Raw genomic sequence first — 15,219 nt, forward strand, 5'->3', positions numbered from 1 at the left:
GGGCTGAGACAGTCCCCGCATGTGGTGCTTTTGTTGTCCGTGTCCCGTCCGCAAGCAAGGAAGAAACTGAATGACAAAGTCGAAAAAGCTCGAGTTCCGCCCGAACGACTATGTTGTCTACCCCGCCCATGGCGTGGGCCAGATTATCTCGATCGAGGAACAGGATGTCGCGGGATTCTCGCTTGAGCTGTTCGTCATCTCATTTGAGAAAGACAAGATGACGCTGCGCGTGCCGACCAACAAGGTGACCGAATCCGGTCTGCGGTCGCTCAGCTCGCCCGATGTGATCAGCCAGGCGATGAAAACGCTGAAAGGCAAGGCCAAGGTGAAACGCGCCATGTGGTCCCGCCGTGCGCAGGAATATGAACAGAAGATCAACTCGGGTGACCTGATCTCGATCGCCGAAGTGGTCCGTGACCTGCACCGCACCGATGACCAGCGCGAGCAGAGCTATTCCGAGCGTCAGCTATATGAAGCCGCCTTGGAACGTCTGACCCGTGAGGTCGCGGCTGTTTCAGGCGCTGGCGAGGTGTCAGCTGCCAAGCAGGTGGACGAAGTTCTGACCTCACGCGCTGCCTGATTGAAGGTACTTTGACAAAACGGGCCGTTCCAAATTTGGGGCGGCCTTTTTCGTGGCTTGGTGATTTGTTTAAGTGGCGCTAATTTCACTGTATATGCAGCGGATTACCGGACAGACATGAAGCAGACTGTGAAATACCTGTATATCGGACACGACCCTGTTTCGGTCTGGTTTAGGTATGCACTGATCCTGTTTGACGTGGCGACAATCATTTTCTTTGTCGGGACGGCCCACATCCCGCATGGGCCGGGCTTGACCGTTGCAAGCCAACTGGTCGGTGTGCTGATCTTTCTGGATTTCTCTGCGCGTCTCTGGATTTCAAAAGACCGCTGGAGATTTTTGCGCCAGATCTACACAGTGGCGGATATCGTGGTCGTCCTCTCGCTGGTGCTTGATCCGTTTTTGACAGGAAACCTGGCTTTCCTGCGGATATTACGCGCTCTGCGTCTGATTCATTCATATCATCTGCTCTGGGATCTGCGGCGCGACAGCCGTTTTTTCCGCACGCACGAGGACGCTGTTATCGCGGCGATCAACCTGCTGGTCTTTGTCTTTGCCACCTCGACGGCCGTTTTGGTGTTTTTTATCCCCGAAGACGCGCAAACGCCTTACATAGATGCGCTGTATTTTACCATGGCGACGCTCACCACGACCGGGTTTGGCGACATCACTTTGGTCACACCGGGTGGCAAGCTGTTTTCCGTCTTCATAATGGTCGTTGGCGTGGCCTTGTTCGTCCGGCTAGCGCAAGCAATTTTCGCGCCACAGAAGGTCCGTCACAAATGCCCCAGCTGTGGGTTGTACCGGCACGACCCGGACGCCGTGCATTGCAAACATTGCGGCGATACGTTGCGAATTGAAACTGGGGGCGCTTCCTAGATCTGGGTGCTGAGGGCAAGCAGAAACGTGATCTCCGCCAATTGCTGTGACGCGCCCAGAATATCTCCGGTTTGACCGCCGATCTTGGTTTTCGCGACGAGCCCCAATACCGCAACGATTAAAGCCGCGCAGACTATCGCGTTAAGCGCCAGACTTCCGCACAAGCTGAAAGCGACCAGAATCGCGATGCCCACGGCGATACAGGCTGATCCTGCGCCGGGGGTGCCAACTGAATGGCTCAGGCCCGACTTTCTGGCGTTTGGAAGAAGAACCATTAGTGCTGGCATCAGGGCGCGGGAAAATACACAAGCCGCAACAACCATCCAGATCGGACCAACAGCGAGTATGGTGGAAATCGCCGAGATTCGTAAAATCTGCGAGATCATCAAGGCAAGCACGCCGTACGTTCCAATCTGGCTGTCCTTCATGATCTCCAGCCGCCGTTCAGGGGTGAAACCGCCCCAAAGCCCATCGAACGTGTCGGCCAGACCATCCTCGTGCATAGCGCCCGTCAACAGGATCAGTACCGCGACCAGCAACGAGGCTGCCGCAAACGGGGGCAGTTGAAGCCCCATCGCCAGCCAACCGGTCAGGCATGCCAGCCCGCCAACGACCAGCCCAACCAGTGGAAATGCCCATACCGATTGTGCCTGCCGGGCAAACACGGCTTTGGGCAAACGGGGCAGGGGCAGGCGGGTCAACAGCACCAGGGCCAGCGGAACATCCCACAGGGAAAACGGTTTGGTGTCGTTTTTATGCACGCCCGTGCCTTTCGGGGTCTTGTTGGTTTCGATCCTTCGGTTAAACACGCAGGACCACTCTGATGCAATGAGGCTTTCATGCTGCCTGAACTGAATGATTTGAACACGTTCCGTGCTGTCCTAGCGGGGGCGCCGGGCCCAGATGCTGCTGCGGTGCAGGGCGCGGCCGAGCGAAACGGACAATTGACCAAACCCCCCGGAGCGCTTGGTCGGCTTGAGGATCTTGCGGTCTGGTTTGCAGGATGGCGAGGGGACGCCCGTCCACAGATCAGCGCGCCTCAGGTCATTGTGTTTGCCGGAAATCACGGTGTTACCGCGCAGGGTGTTTCGGCCTTTCCGCCGGAAGTAACCGTGCAGATGGTGATGAATTTCGAACATGGCGGGGCGGCGATAAATCAGTTGGCAAGGGCGGCAGGCGCGAAGATGGATGTTCACGCGCTGGATCTGGACAAGCCGACCGCGGATTTCACCCAAACCCCCGCCATGACAGAGGATGAATTGCTGGCCGCGTTGCGCACTGGCTGGCTGGCCGTTGATCCGCAATCCGATCTTTTGGTGGTCGGCGAAATGGGGATTGGCAACACCACCCCGGCTGCGGCTATTGCCTGCGCGCTGTTTGGTGGCGACGCGTCCGATTGGACAGGGCGCGGAACCGGTGTGGATGACGCCGGTCTGGCCAACAAAACCCGTGTCGTGGCCGAGGGTGTCGCCAAACACGCGTCAGATGATGGTCTGGACATCCTGCGCTGTCTTGGTGGGCGCGAGATTGCTGCAATGGCGGGCGCAATTGCTGCCGCGCGGGTGTTGCGCATCCCGGTGATCCTGGACGGGTTCATCTGTTCGGCTGCCGCAGCCTGCTTGTGGAAGCTGTCGGATGGTGCGCTGGATCATGCTGTGGCAGGCCACCAAAGCGCCGAAGCAGCCCATGGTGCCGTGCTGGCAAAATTGGGTAAAGAGCCTTTGCTGAGCCTTGGCCTGCGGTTGGGCGAAGGGTCCGGCGGGGCGTTGGCGATCAACATTCTGAAAAGCGCGGTCGCCTGTCATTCCGGCATGGCAACCTTTGCCGAAGCTGGGGTTTCTGACGGCTGAACTCGCACCTGACCCGGGCAAAGGCTTGGGTCAGGCCGATTTCTTGGCGTGCTCTTCAGCCAGTTCCAGCAGCGCGGTTTCCAGATCCTTTTCCAGTGCCTGCGAACGTTCGATATATTTCCTGTTTTCGGCGATTGGCATTCCGGGGACCCAAAGCTCGGCCAGATCGCGCACCGCCTTCCTGTCATGGTTGTAAAACGTCTGCTCGGCCTGGGCTGCTTCGTATTCACTCAGTCCGACATTCTCCAGAACATAGCGACCTGCGCGCAGCGAACTGTCGAACATTTCCCGCACGATGTCATTGGCACCCGCCTGATACAACTCGTACACATGGGTCCGGTCGCGGGCGCGGGCGATGATGTGCAGGTCAGGACGCTGCCGTCTGGCATAGCTGACAAGCCGCGTGACTTGCTTGTGATCATCCATAACGGCAACAAGAACGGATGCTTTGTCCAACCCCGCCGCGCGCAGCAGTTCCGGTCGAGTGGGATCGCCCAGAAAGCCTTTGACACCAAATCGGCGCATCAGCTGAATCGTTTCAATATTGTGGTCCAGAACGACTGTCTTGAAACCGCTGGCCCGCACCAGCCGGTTGACGATCTGACCAAAGCGACCAATGCCGGCGATGATTACGGGGCCCTTTTCGTCGATCACGTCAGGTTCGGGGCTGGCCGCGGAATCGCCAATCTTCCGCGACAACGCATCGTAGACGATGAAAAGAAGAGGTGTGATCAACATCGTCAGAGCAACGATCATCAGCAGCTTTTGCGACAGGTTGGGCGGAATAACATTCTGTTTCGTCGAAAATGCCAGCAGGACAAATCCGAACTCACCAGCCTGCGCCAACCCTAGGGTGAACAACCAGTGATCGCGCCCCCGCAGTTTGAAGGCCTTGCCCACCAGAAATAGGATGATCCCTTTGGCAAGTATCACAAGCAGCGCCAGTCCAATCAGGTCCAGCGGGTCGTTGAAAAAATACCCAAAGTCTATTCCGGCCCCGACCGTGATGAAAAACAGCCCCAGAAACAACCCTTTGAACGGTTCAAGGTCACTTTCCATTTCATGTCTGAATTCAGAACTGGCCAAAACAACACCTGCCAGGAACGCGCCCAAGGCAGGTGACAGGCCGACCAGTGTCATCAGAAACGAAATGCCCACGACGATCATCAGCGCCAGTGCGGTGTACATCTCGCGCAGACGGGTTGCGTGGATGAAGCGAAACAACGGTCTTGTCAGGTAGACACCGGCCAGAATGACAAACACCACCGCGCCGATTGTGACAAGGGTAACGGCCCAGCCCGGCAGCCCTTCGACCAGCGACAAACTGTGATCGCCTGCGCCATGTGATCCTCCAGCCCCCCGGTCAATCGATCCATCTGCTTGGAAACGCGGCATGGCGGGCAGCGCCAGCAGTGGCAACAAAGCCAGAATTGGGATCACCGCGATGTCCTGCGTCAACAGAACCGAAAATGTCGCGCGGCCGCCGTTTGTCTGCATCAGGCCTTTTTCTGACAGGGTTTGAAGAACGATCGCAGTCGAGGAAAGCGAAAGGGTCAAACCCACCGCTAGGGCAACCGACCATGGATGGTTGGCGTACATAGCCACGGCAGCAATCGCGACTGTTGACAGCAACACCTGCAAACCGCCCAGACCCAATAGCTTGTCGCGCATATCCCATAAGGCGCGTGGCTCCAATTCCAGACCAATGAGAAACAGCATCATCACCACGCCAAATTCGGCCACATGCTGAAGATTTTCGGTTTCCGCTCCGACTAACCCCAGTACGGGTCCGATTATGATCCCGGCTGCAAGATAGCCCAGCACAGATCCCAACCCCAGTCTGGCAGACAGGGGAACGGCAATGACTGCCGCTGCCAGATAGATCGAAGCCTGGTATAGAAAGTCGTCCATGTGTGTCCTCGGAACCTTTTCAGGTGGGAAGGGGGGCGTCGCGTTTAAGTTGATCCATTACGATCTGGCTCTGTACTCGTGCAACGGCAGGATGCGGCAGGATCACCTGATGTAGCAAGCTGTTGAGGGCGGACAGGTCGTCACAGTAGATGTGCAGCAGATAGTCTGCCTCACCCGTCATCGTCCATGCGCTGGTAATCTCGGGGCGGGTGTCGACCATGCGGGCAAAGCTTGCGGATTGCTCGGGGCCATGGGTGCCCAGATGCACCTGAACGAACCCCTGCACCTGCAGGCCCAGTTTCAGCGGGTCCAGCCGGGCAGCGTACCCGGTGATGTACCCTTCGACTTCAAGCCGCTGTCGGCGGCGTCCCGCTTGGCTGGGCGACAGGTTCAGCATTTCACCCAGTTGATGGGCCGTCAGATGCGCGTCTTTTTGCAGCGCGGAAAGCAGTCGCTTGTCGGTTGCATCCAGCATGTGCGGAAAAATCCTGGTTTTATTAACTTATATGCGCGTTTTGCGCGTCATCTTCCAGTTTATACGAAAACAATGCGCAGAAACAGCGTCAGAAAAGTCGTATTTTTGAATCAGCAAAGAAATTCCTGTTTTCGTAGGAGACGCGCCATGGGTCCTTTCCCGCACAATGCCCCGAAATCCGTGATCAGCGAAGAAAACCCTGCCGGTACAGATGGGTTTGAATTCGTCGAATTCGCCCATCCAGAACCGCAGGAGCTGCGTGACCTGTTCGCAAAGATGGGGTTTGATCTGGTGGCCCGCCACAAGGAAAAACCCTCTGTCGAGCTATGGCAGCAAGGGGATGTGACGTATATCCTGAATGCTGACCCGGACAGTTTTGCGGCTAAGTTCGTGGCCGAACATGGGCCCTGTGCGCCGTCGATGGGCTGGCGGGTCGTGGACGCGCAAAAAGCGTTTGAGCATGCCGTGTCAAAAGGTGCGGAACCTTACGACCACGCTGACAAAACCATGAATGTGCCTGCGATCAAGGGTATTGGCGGGTCGCTGATCTATTTCATTGATCAGTACTACGACACATCGCCCTATAATCAGGAATTCAACTGGATCAAGGAATCCAAACCTCGGGGCGAGGGGTTCTTCTATCTCGATCACCTGACGCACAATGTCTACAAGGGCAACATGGACAAGTGGTTCAAGTTCTATGGCGACCTGTTCAACTTCCGTGAAATTCGTTTCTTTGACATTCAGGGAAAATTCACCGGCCTTTATAGCCGCGCGCTGACATCACCCTGCGGTCGTATTCGTATTCCGATCAACGAGGACCGCGGTGAGACCGGGCAGATCGTGTCTTATCTGAAGAAATACAAAGGTGAAGGCATTCAGCATATCGCAGTGGGCAGCGACGACATCTACGCGTCAACCGATGCTATTGCTGAAAACGGCCTGAAGTTCATGCCGGGTCCGAATGAAGCTTATTACGAGATGTCCAGGACCCGCGTGGTCGGCCATGAAGAGCCGCTGGACCGGATGATGAAACACGGCATCCTGATCGACGGTGAAGGTGTCGTTGACGGGGGCGAGACGCGCATTCTGTTGCAGATCTTCTCGAAAACGGTGATTGGCCCGATCTTCTTCGAGTTTATTCAGCGCAAGGGTGATGATGGTTTCGGCGAAGGGAACTTCCAGGCGCTGTTTGAATCCATCGAGCGCGAACAGATCGAAAGCGGCGAGATTTCCGCGGCTTGATCCAAATGAACCAATAAGTCGGGGGCGGTTCTGCTGCCTCTGACGTGCCTGTCTACAGGTGATCGGTCACAGCTTTGAGCGCCTATGTCAGCTGCGTGGCATCGCCAGGGTCACGTTGCGACCTTTCTTTTGATAACGCAGTTCACTGTCACTGATAGCAATGACCTTGCCGCCGTCAATACTGTCCCCAACTTTCAGTTTTTTGTAGCGCCCACTGGGAAGCCGGACCAAGGCGCGCCGATTTGCGGGTGTGCCGTAAACGCCGATCAGATTCAGGCGACGCAAATTGATCGCGTTATCGAGCGTGGCCTGCCGGGCTACAGACGCGGTTGAGGGAATCTTGGGCGCGACCGATTTCGCCTGAAACGATCCGGCGTCGTCTGAACTCTGGTCCAGCGCGGCCGTTGATCCAAGATTGGAGTTACCAGAAGCAGGTGCCTTTGCAATAACAAGACCCGCCGGGCGCACTCTGGGGCGCGGGACGCGGACAACGGCCAATGCGGTTGGCGTCTCGTCGATTTCTGTGCGCGCTTGCAGACTGTCCGGGCGTGCTTTTGGTCGCTTGGTCGAAAGCTCTGCCAGCGACCGCCCCCCCAACTGCCCGCGTTCGAAGCTCTCGACCAGATCTGCGGGGCGAGGTTTGGGGCGAAGACCGGCCAGTCTTTCGTCGACCTCGTCAAGTACGGGTTCATCTTCGAAACGCACTGGCGTTGCTGGCGGAACCTTCGACGGTCGGCCCTGATAAACGACAATCCCATCCGGGTTCAGCGTCCCTTCCGGCGTGGGCGTTACCAGCCCGCGATCATCCAGATTGAACCGCGCTCCTGCTATGCCATGTTGCACGTCCCGAACAAAGGGTTCGTCGGTATCGAAACTGGAAGCCGGGGGCAGGGCAACCGCATCGCTGGACAGGTCGGATTTGTCAATCGACGTCAGATACAGATCGTCCGGTTCCGGGGCTTCTGGCACGTCCAAAGCGGCCGGAGGCGTTACATTCACACCGGAGGCAGCGCTGATATCCTCATCTGCCTCGGGGTCCTGAGCCACAGATTCAACAGGGGTCGGGGCCACCTTGAGCGCCTCAAGGATTGCCGCGTCGGTAGGCGTGAGTTCCGGTTGTTCTTCGGCTTCGGCGTCAGTAGGTTCCGGTGTTGGGGGCACGTCCCTGTCCAGAGCAGGGTCAGCGGGCAAGTTTTCCGGGGGGGCAATTGCCGCAACTTCGGGCACTATCGGTGGCAGGGCGTCGATAACCGGCTCGGAAACACCTGTCTCGGTTGGAATTGGGCTCGGTGCGGCCTGATCTGTTTCTCCACCGCTGTCCAAGGCCAGCCAAACGCCGAAAGCGCCACCAAGAAGAAGCGCCGCGGCAAATGCCGGGATAGCAAAACGCGGTGCCTGCGCTTTCGTAGTCGCAAACTTATTGTCAGGTGTTTCGGGGGTCAGAAACACGTTTGGTGCCGCTGCGCCTGCAATGGGATGCGCTGGTTTCCCAGAGGATTTTGCCGGTTCGGGCTGGTCTGCGTTTTTTACCGACAGCGGTAGCTCTGCTGGTCGGGTTTCCGATGTGCCTGAACGCTGCGCGAACAATGCTTCTCGGGGGAATGCGTCTGCGTCTTCCTCGGCGCAAAACAAAACCGGCACGAAACCATGGTCCGAGGCAAAGGTACGCGCCTCGCTCAGCGTTTCTTGCGCAACGGCTGCAACATAGGTGGTGCCGCCTTCGATCTGATAGTCGTAGCTGAGCTCGGACAATGCGTAAGGCGTTGCGTCGGCAAGTGCGCTCTCAATACGTTCGACCATGTCTTCGGGGGGCAAGTCATCGGTTGCAACCTGAAGGTATCGAACCTGTTCGGAAGGTAGAACAAGCTTGCAGCTTAGGTCGTTTTCCAACGCAAAGGCGTTTTCCCGCAAAACCTGCATCTGACCGGACAGGTCCGGCGAATCCAAGGGAATCGAGCCGATAACGAACCATTCGTCATCCGAGTGATGATACAGTGATATTCCGGTCGCAGAAAAAGACAGCGCAAAGGCAGGTTTCATAATCCGCAGGAACCATAATTATCAACGTCAATGCAAACACCTTGGCGTTCGCAGACCGACATTAAAGCAGGAACTTGCCGAGGGAAAGAAAAAGGCAAACTCTCCTCTTGTATGGCAATGCATCGCCGACCCATCTTTAACGCAAGCAAATCGGAGTGATAACATTGAAGACATTCGCTTTTCTGGCCGCAATGATGGCCGCAACGACCGCTGGACTTGCCCATGCGGAAGAACGTCGCATCACCGTTGACGCAACCGGAACCATCGATGTTGCCCCCGATATGGCGACGATCACATTGGGTGTGACAAATGAAAATGCCGAGGCTTCGGCAGCGATGCAGGCCACCTCGGACGCAGTTGCGAAGGTTCTTGCGCGCCTGACCGGGATGGGGATTGAAGACCGCGATATTCAGACCCGCGATCTGTCGCTTTCCCCTGTTTGGTCTGGGCGGCACGGGCAGAATGGGGAAACACCGGAAATTTCGGGGTTCGCTGCCTCGAACCGCGTGTTTGTGCGTGTGCGTGATCTGTCCAAGCTTGGAAGCATCATGGATGCGGTCATTCAGGATGGCGCCAACGATTTTGGTGGATTGAGCTTTGGGGTGCAGGATACCAAACCAATCGAAGCCCAAGCGCGCGCGCAAGCTGTCGGCGAAGCTATGGCCAAGGCCGAGCAGCTGGCACAGGCGGCGGGTGTAACCCTTGGCGCGGTGCAAACGATTTCGGAACAAACGGGGGGCGTGCGCCCGATGCCCGAGATGCGCATGATGAGCATGGCTGACGCAGGGGGTGTTCCTGTCGCAGGTGGTGAGGTTTCGGTGTCTGTCAGCGTCTCGATGGTGTTCGAGATCTCGGAATGAATTCAACCTGTCGCACGGGCCGTCAGCGGTTTTCGTTGCTGGCCCGAAGCGTCGAAATTTTCGGGTGACAACCAGGCCTCGAAAGCATCGCGGATGCGTGGCCATTCGGTATCTATGATTGAATACCAGGCTGTGTCGCGGTTGCGCCCTTTGTAGTGGGTTGCTTGGCGAAACACGCCTTCGAAGGTAAACCCAAGCCGCTCTGCCGCACTGCGCGACGGACCATTCAGCGCGTCGCATTTCCATTCGTAACGCCGGTAACCCAGTTCATCGAACACGCGCCGCATCATCAGATACATGACTTCGGTTGATTGCGGTTTGCGCTGAAGCAGGGGTGAAAAGTGGATATGCCCGACCTCAATCGCTCCGGCAGCGGGTTCGATCCGCAAATATGAGGCCATGCCCAACGGTATATCATCACCGTCCAGAACGGTATGGAACATCGGGTCCGCGCCCATGCAGTTGGCGCGCGCCCAGTCTTCGAACTCAGACTCGCCAGCAAACGGGCCGTAAGGCAGGTAGGTCCAGTTGTGGCCATCCGTGTCCTTTGCAAACGCCCGGAACAATCCGGGCGCATGTCTGTTCACATCAAGGGGCACGACAGAACAATACCGGCCCACCATCGGCGTATAGGGTGGCGTCGGGCGTGGAAAGTCACCCGAAACCGGTAAACCGATAGGCTGGCCAAGGTTGTTTGTGTCGTGCTGGGTCATGGTCAGGCGGTTGCTTTGGCCAGGGCCTGATCAAGGTCGGCAATCAGATCGTTCACGTCCTCGATCCCGATGGACACGCGCACCACGCCCGGACCTGCGCCTGCGGCTTCCTGCTGTTCCGGGGTCAACTGACGGTGCGTGGTCGATGCCGAATGAATGATCAGCGAGCGCGCGTCGCCCAGATTGGCTACGTGGCTGAAGATTTCCAGCGCATTGACCAGCTTGATACAGGCGTCATAGCCGCCCTTCACTGCAAAGGTGAACAATGCGCCTGCACCACGTGGATACTGAGCCTTCACCCGATCCTGATAGGGTGAAGAGGGCAGCCCGGCATAGGTGACGTAGTCCACGCGATCATCCGCTTCCAGCCAGGCCGCGATTTTTTGCGCGTTTTCAACATGACGCTCCATCCGCAGCGATAGGGTTTCGATCCCCATCAGCGTGTAGTGGGCTGCCTGCGGGTTCATGGTCATGCCCAGATCACGCAGACCGATGGCGATGCCATGGAAGGTGAAGGCCAGCGGGCCAAAGGTCTCGTGGAACTTCAGTCCATGATAGGCCGGTTCGGGTTGGCTGAGCGAGGGGAACTTGTCATTTGCCGACCAGTCGAACTTGCCCGAATCCACGATGCAACCGCCAGTGACGGTGCCATTGCCGGTCAGGTACTTGGTGGTTGAATGCACGACCAGGGTCGCGCCGTGATCAATCGGGCGGCACAGATAGGGCGTGGCCGAGGTGTTGTCGACGATCAGCGGAATGCCCGCTGCATCAGCCGCGTCCGCCAGCGCACGGATATCCGTCACATAGCCGCCGGGATTGGCGATGGACTCGCAGAAAATCGCACGGGTATTCTCATCGATTGCGCCCTTCACCGCGTCCAGATCATCGGTGTCCACGAATTTTGCCGACCAGCCAAAACGTTTGATCGTCTGGCTGAACTGCGTGACCGTGCCGCCATACAGACGGGTCGAGGCGACCACGTTGCAACCCGGACCCATCAGCGGGAACAGCGCCATGATTTGGGCCGCGTGCCCGGACGAACAGCAAACAGCACCAACGCCGCCCTCAAGTGTTGCCACGCGTTCCTGAAGAACGGCCACAGTTGGATTGGTCAGGCGGGAGTAGATAAAGCCCACCTCTTGCAGGTTGAACAGGGCCGCTGCGTGGTCCGCATCGCGGAACACATAGGCAGTTGTCTGATAGATCGGTGTCTGGCGCGCTCCGGTCGCCGGGTCGGGGCGGGCGCCCGCGTGAATTTGCAACGTGTCGAAACCGTAGGTGGGGCCGTCAGACATCTTGAAATCTCCTGTTGGAATTTGTCTTGCGAAATCTGTAGGCCATTGCCCGCCTGCGCACAACGATCCTGTCAGCGCAGCCAGAGGCCCTTGCTTTTGATCGTGTTGCGGATGGCCTGTTCACGTCGTGGCAGATGATCCCGGTCAAACAGGGCGCGGACTTTTGCGCCTTTCCCCTGCAGCACCATCTTTTTCAGCGGCTCATATTGCTTGAGAACTTTCTTGACCTTGTTTGGAGCGACGATGGCCTCCACGACGTCTATCACATGGTCGCTTTCACGGGCGTAAAGCAAGGGAAACAGGCGATAGTGGCAACTGACGGACCCGTCCAGCAAACCGGGGGGCAAAACATCACGACCACCGCCGAACGAGTGAATGACAAGGGGCAGGGCGGCCTGATCCAGCCAAGGGTCAAGGCTTTGGCCAGTCAACTCCGGAATGTTTTCGTCGCGGATTGTTTTGGCGTAGTCCAGAAAACGCTCACCAAATTTTCGCGGGCATTTGTAGAAGAAATAGCCTGCATTGAAATACAGGTACCGCCGCCAGTGGTCATGGGGTTGATCGGTGTCCAGCGAGCCTTCGAAATCCAACCCGAACCGGGCGTAAAGCGCGCGCCAGATACCGTCAAAGCCGGGGCCATACAGCGTTGGTTTGGGCCATGTCCCTTCAACCTTCAGTGATGCGCTGGGGCGGTCGAAGTCAAAAGGTACAGATGTGATCTCGCCAGTGATCAGCGTGTCGGTGTCAAAGAACACAAAGGGCTCATCTTCCGGCAGAGCCATCAGCGCTTCGATCTTGTTGCCGTAGGGATAGCTTTCACCGAATACATGCGAGTCGAAGGGCAGAAATTCGGCATCCAGTTGTTTCAGGGCATTCAGAACTTCTTCGTCCTGAATGCGTGGGTCCTGTTTCCAGCGTGGCCCCGGATTGGGTGTGGCGACAAACAGTTTGCCCTCGAATTGCGGTGAAGAATGGCGCAGTGAAGCCGCAAACAGCAGGGCTTCGTATTGCAGGCGGTTGTTTTGACCGACGACCGCGATGTTGAATTTCTGTGACGTTGCCTGCATCTATGCCCGTTTCCCGACAGGTGTTTGACCGTGCACCTTGAAGTCCGGATTACAGCAAGCGGCCCAAGGCGTCAAAAGCGGAAAATTTGAAATTTCATCGCGCGATCCCATTTCTTTCAGGGGTCGCAGCAGAAAGGGTTACACATGCGGATCAATGCGGATTTCACAAAACGGGTCGCAGTTCATTTTGACAATAGCGAATGGGTCGCTTCCCCTGCGGCTGGCGTCGAGCGTAAAATGCTGGACCGGATTGGTGATGAGGTGGCCCGTGCAACAACCATTGTCCGCTTTGCGCCCGGCAGCGCTTTTTCTGCCCATACCCATGACGGCGGCGAGGAATATCTGGTGCTGGACGGCGTATTTCAGGACGAGACCGGAGATTTCCCCGTCGGCAGCTATGTGCGCAATCCGCCGACGTCCTCGCACACTCCGTCTGCAGCGGAAGGCGCGACCATTCTGGTCAAGCTCCACCAGTTTGACCCGCAAGACCGTACCGAGGTGCGCCGCTCGATAAATGGCGATTCTGACGTACAACTGTTCAAAGATGATCATGAGGACGTTTTTGTGCGGACATGGGCGGCGGGGGACGTGGTCGAGCTGGATGCGCGCGAAGGCATGGAAGTGTTTGTCATAAGCGGCAGTTTCTCTGAATCGGGGGAGGAATTTTCTACATGGGACTGGTTACGCTTGCCGCCCGGAACGCACTCGCGGGCCGTTGCAGGGCCTGACGGCGCCCGGGTTTGGACCAAGTCCCACCATCTTGGCGAAATGGTCTGAAAGCTTTTCGGCCCTGAAATTAACCAAAATGCCAATGAATCCGGGTTCTACGGCCCGGATTTTCAATTTTTTGACCATTTGGCAAATTTTACCAATTGATAAAAAATTTATTTGTGGCAAGCTGAGGTCATAACAAACATATCTACAGGGAGTAGAGTGATGGCACAGGGCCAGATGGCACCCGGCATCGTCGCCGGGCGGCTTTCAAGCGATGAGCTGACCTCGAATTTCACCGATCTGCATCCGCCATTGGCCCCGCATGAGGCCGCAGTTGCAGCAGACCGTTGTTATTTCTGCTATGACGCACCTTGCGTGACAGCGTGTCCGACAGACATCGATATTCCGCTATTCATCCGTCAGATTCAGGCCGGACAGCCGCAGGCAGCCGGGCGAACGATTTTTCAGCAGAACATTTTGGGTGGAATGTGCGCCCGTGTCTGTCCGACGGAAACACTGTGCGAAGAGGCCTGTGTTCGCGAGACGGCAGAAGGCAAGCCGGTCGAAATCGGACGGCTACAGCGCTTTGCGACGGATGATCTTATGTCTGCGGGCGCGCATCCGTTTGAACGTGCGGCATCAACCGGGAAGACGGTTGCTGTCGTGGGGGCAGGGCCTGCCGGTCTGGCCTGCGCGCATCGTCTTGCCATGCTGGGTCATGACGTGGTGATCCACGAAGGCAAGCCCAAACCGGGCGGTCTGAACGAATACGGGATTGCCGCCTATAAATCGACCAACAATTTTGCGCAGGCCGAGGTCGACTGGCTGTTGAAAATCGGTGGTATCACGGTTGAAACCGGGTCGGTTCTGGGTGAAGGCATCTCGCTGGATGGTCTGGTCGAAAACTACGACGCGGTGTTCCTGTCCATCGGACTTGCCGGGGTGAATGCCCTGCGCGCGGATGGTGTTGACAAGGACGGCGTGCGGGATGCCGTCAATTTCATCTCGGACGTGCGGCAGGCTGGTGATCTTGCAAAGCTTCCTGTCGGGCGGAACGTCGTCGTTATTGGCGGTGGCATGACTGCCGTGGACGCAGCGGTAAAGTCCAAATTGTTAGGTGCCGAGAATGTCACCATTGCCTATCGCCGGGGCCGCGACGCCATGGGTGCCAGCCGGTACGAGCAGGATCTGGCAGCCTCGCACGGGGTTCAGATCTTGACCAACGTGCAGCCGGTGGCGGTACACGGCAATGGGACTGCCGCCGAGATAGAACTGGAGTATACCTCAAGCCAGAACGGCCAACTCACCGGAACCGGTGAGACGGTCCGGCTGCGGGCAGACCAGGTTCTCAAAGCCATCGGTCAGACGCTGGAAGGTGCGCCGCAAGGGCTGAAGCTGGACGGCAACAAGATCGCTGTCAGCGGTGCGGGACGCACTTCTGTGGCCGGTGTCTGGGCAGGCGGAGATTGCGCGGCGGGGGGCGAAGACCTGACCGTTACGGCTGTTGCCGAAGGCCGGGATGCAGCGATGGACATCCACGCGACGCTGGTTTCGTGATAGGATGGGGTATTCACCCCATTCCTTTCGCTG

Annotated in this window: 14 protein-coding genes; 7 read left to right on the top strand and 7 right to left on the bottom strand. The window is 57.4% G+C overall.

Features of this window, described 5'->3' with window-relative positions:
• The first annotated feature begins 70 nt into the window (after window positions 1-70).
• Both ACR0LL_RS02735 and ACR0LL_RS02740 read left to right on the top strand, forming a co-directional pair.
• Window positions 71-580, top strand: a complete 510-nt coding sequence (locus tag ACR0LL_RS02735; RefSeq protein WP_209504207.1) for a CarD family transcriptional regulator — start codon at window positions 71-73, stop codon at window positions 578-580.
• A 117-nt stretch (window positions 581-697) separates the two neighbouring features.
• Complete coding sequence (locus ACR0LL_RS02740) at window positions 698-1,459, top strand: potassium channel family protein (RefSeq protein ID WP_480583730.1); 762 nt, start codon at window positions 698-700, stop codon at window positions 1,457-1,459.
• On the opposite strand, the gene cobS is transcribed toward ACR0LL_RS02740, so the two are convergent.
• Window positions 1,456-2,220: an adenosylcobinamide-GDP ribazoletransferase gene (cobS, locus tag ACR0LL_RS02745; RefSeq protein ID WP_480583733.1), complete on the bottom strand. Its 765-nt coding sequence runs from the start codon at window positions 2,218-2,220 to the stop codon at window positions 1,456-1,458. The genes ACR0LL_RS02740 and cobS overlap by 4 nt on opposite strands.
• Window positions 2,221-2,298: 78 nt before the next feature.
• On the opposite strand from cobS, the gene cobT reads away from it, so the two are divergent.
• On the top strand, window positions 2,299-3,309 hold the full coding sequence (gene cobT, locus ACR0LL_RS02750; RefSeq protein ID WP_480583736.1) for a nicotinate-nucleotide--dimethylbenzimidazole phosphoribosyltransferase: 1,011 nt from the start codon (window positions 2,299-2,301) through the stop codon (window positions 3,307-3,309).
• A 30-nt stretch (window positions 3,310-3,339) separates the two neighbouring features.
• Here the strand turns inward: cobT and ACR0LL_RS02755 are convergent, their stop codons facing one another.
• Together ACR0LL_RS02755 and ACR0LL_RS02760 are read right to left on the bottom strand one after the other, a co-directional pair.
• Window positions 3,340-5,220, bottom strand: a complete 1,881-nt coding sequence (locus ACR0LL_RS02755) for a monovalent cation:proton antiporter-2 (CPA2) family protein (protein ID WP_480583739.1) — start codon at window positions 5,218-5,220, stop codon at window positions 3,340-3,342.
• A gap of 19 nt (window positions 5,221-5,239) precedes the next feature.
• Window positions 5,240-5,695: an Lrp/AsnC family transcriptional regulator gene (locus tag ACR0LL_RS02760; protein ID WP_267364492.1), complete on the bottom strand. Its 456-nt coding sequence runs from the start codon at window positions 5,693-5,695 to the stop codon at window positions 5,240-5,242.
• A 147-nt stretch (window positions 5,696-5,842) separates the two neighbouring features.
• Here ACR0LL_RS02760 and hppD point away from each other — a divergent pair, with 147 nt between their 5' ends.
• The gene (hppD, locus tag ACR0LL_RS02765; RefSeq protein WP_480583742.1) at window positions 5,843-6,940 is read left to right on the top strand and encodes a 4-hydroxyphenylpyruvate dioxygenase; all 1,098 of its coding nucleotides are present in this window, start codon (window positions 5,843-5,845) and stop codon (window positions 6,938-6,940) included.
• 87 nt (window positions 6,941-7,027) lie between these two features.
• On the opposite strand, the gene ACR0LL_RS02770 is transcribed toward hppD, so the two are convergent.
• Window positions 7,028-8,980, bottom strand: coding sequence for a hypothetical protein (locus ACR0LL_RS02770; RefSeq protein ID WP_480583745.1), 1,953 nt, complete (start codon window positions 8,978-8,980; stop codon window positions 7,028-7,030).
• Between the two features lie 155 nt (window positions 8,981-9,135).
• Here ACR0LL_RS02770 and ACR0LL_RS02775 point away from each other — a divergent pair, with 155 nt between their 5' ends.
• Entirely contained in the window at window positions 9,136-9,840 is a 705-nt protein-coding gene (locus tag ACR0LL_RS02775) for an SIMPL domain-containing protein (RefSeq protein ID WP_480492689.1), read from the top strand.
• Between the two features lie 2 nt (window positions 9,841-9,842).
• On the opposite strand, the gene ACR0LL_RS02780 is transcribed toward ACR0LL_RS02775, so the two are convergent.
• The 3 genes from ACR0LL_RS02780 to ACR0LL_RS02790 form a co-directional block, all read right to left on the bottom strand.
• A complete protein-coding gene (locus tag ACR0LL_RS02780) occupies window positions 9,843-10,553 on the bottom strand; it encodes a GNAT family N-acetyltransferase (RefSeq protein WP_480583748.1) in 711 nt (236 codons plus the stop codon).
• A gap of 2 nt (window positions 10,554-10,555) precedes the next feature.
• The gene (locus ACR0LL_RS02785) at window positions 10,556-11,848 is read right to left on the bottom strand and encodes an O-acetylhomoserine aminocarboxypropyltransferase/cysteine synthase family protein (protein WP_480583751.1); all 1,293 of its coding nucleotides are present in this window, start codon (window positions 11,846-11,848) and stop codon (window positions 10,556-10,558) included.
• A 71-nt stretch (window positions 11,849-11,919) separates the two neighbouring features.
• Window positions 11,920-12,915, bottom strand: coding sequence for a hypothetical protein (locus ACR0LL_RS02790; RefSeq protein WP_480583753.1), 996 nt, complete (start codon window positions 12,913-12,915; stop codon window positions 11,920-11,922).
• Window positions 12,916-13,059: 144 nt separating this feature from the next.
• Between ACR0LL_RS02790 and ACR0LL_RS02795 the strand changes: the two genes are divergently transcribed.
• Complete coding sequence (locus ACR0LL_RS02795) at window positions 13,060-13,692, top strand: cupin domain-containing protein (protein ID WP_480583756.1); 633 nt, start codon at window positions 13,060-13,062, stop codon at window positions 13,690-13,692.
• 159 nt (window positions 13,693-13,851) lie between these two features.
• On the top strand, window positions 13,852-15,186 hold the full coding sequence (locus tag ACR0LL_RS02800; RefSeq protein WP_480583758.1) for an NAD(P)-dependent oxidoreductase: 1,335 nt from the start codon (window positions 13,852-13,854) through the stop codon (window positions 15,184-15,186).
• Window positions 15,187-15,219: the final 33 nt, after the last annotated feature.

Source organism: Ruegeria sp. AI2 (genome assembly GCF_056541275.1).

Coding starts and splice junctions, on each gene's coding strand:
- ACR0LL_RS02790 (WP_480583753.1), bottom strand. CDS start 12,915: ATGCAGGCAACGTCACAGAAATTCAACATCGCGGTCGTCGGTCAAAAC.
- ACR0LL_RS02770 (WP_480583745.1), bottom strand. CDS start 8,980: ATGAAACCTGCCTTTGCGCTGTCTTTTTCTGCGACCGGAATATCACTG.
- hppD (WP_480583742.1), top strand. CDS start 5,843: ATGGGTCCTTTCCCGCACAATGCCCCGAAATCCGTGATCAGCGAAGAA.
- ACR0LL_RS02735 (WP_209504207.1), top strand. CDS start 71: ATGACAAAGTCGAAAAAGCTCGAGTTCCGCCCGAACGACTATGTTGTC.
- ACR0LL_RS02795 (WP_480583756.1), top strand. CDS start 13,060: ATGCGGATCAATGCGGATTTCACAAAACGGGTCGCAGTTCATTTTGAC.
- ACR0LL_RS02760 (WP_267364492.1), bottom strand. CDS start 5,695: ATGCTGGATGCAACCGACAAGCGACTGCTTTCCGCGCTGCAAAAAGAC.
- ACR0LL_RS02785 (WP_480583751.1), bottom strand. CDS start 11,848: ATGTCTGACGGCCCCACCTACGGTTTCGACACGTTGCAAATTCACGCG.
- ACR0LL_RS02740 (WP_480583730.1), top strand. CDS start 698: ATGAAGCAGACTGTGAAATACCTGTATATCGGACACGACCCTGTTTCG.
- cobT (WP_480583736.1), top strand. CDS start 2,299: ATGCTGCCTGAACTGAATGATTTGAACACGTTCCGTGCTGTCCTAGCG.
- ACR0LL_RS02755 (WP_480583739.1), bottom strand. CDS start 5,220: ATGGACGACTTTCTATACCAGGCTTCGATCTATCTGGCAGCGGCAGTC.
- ACR0LL_RS02780 (WP_480583748.1), bottom strand. CDS start 10,553: ATGACCCAGCACGACACAAACAACCTTGGCCAGCCTATCGGTTTACCG.
- ACR0LL_RS02800 (WP_480583758.1), top strand. CDS start 13,852: ATGGCACAGGGCCAGATGGCACCCGGCATCGTCGCCGGGCGGCTTTCA.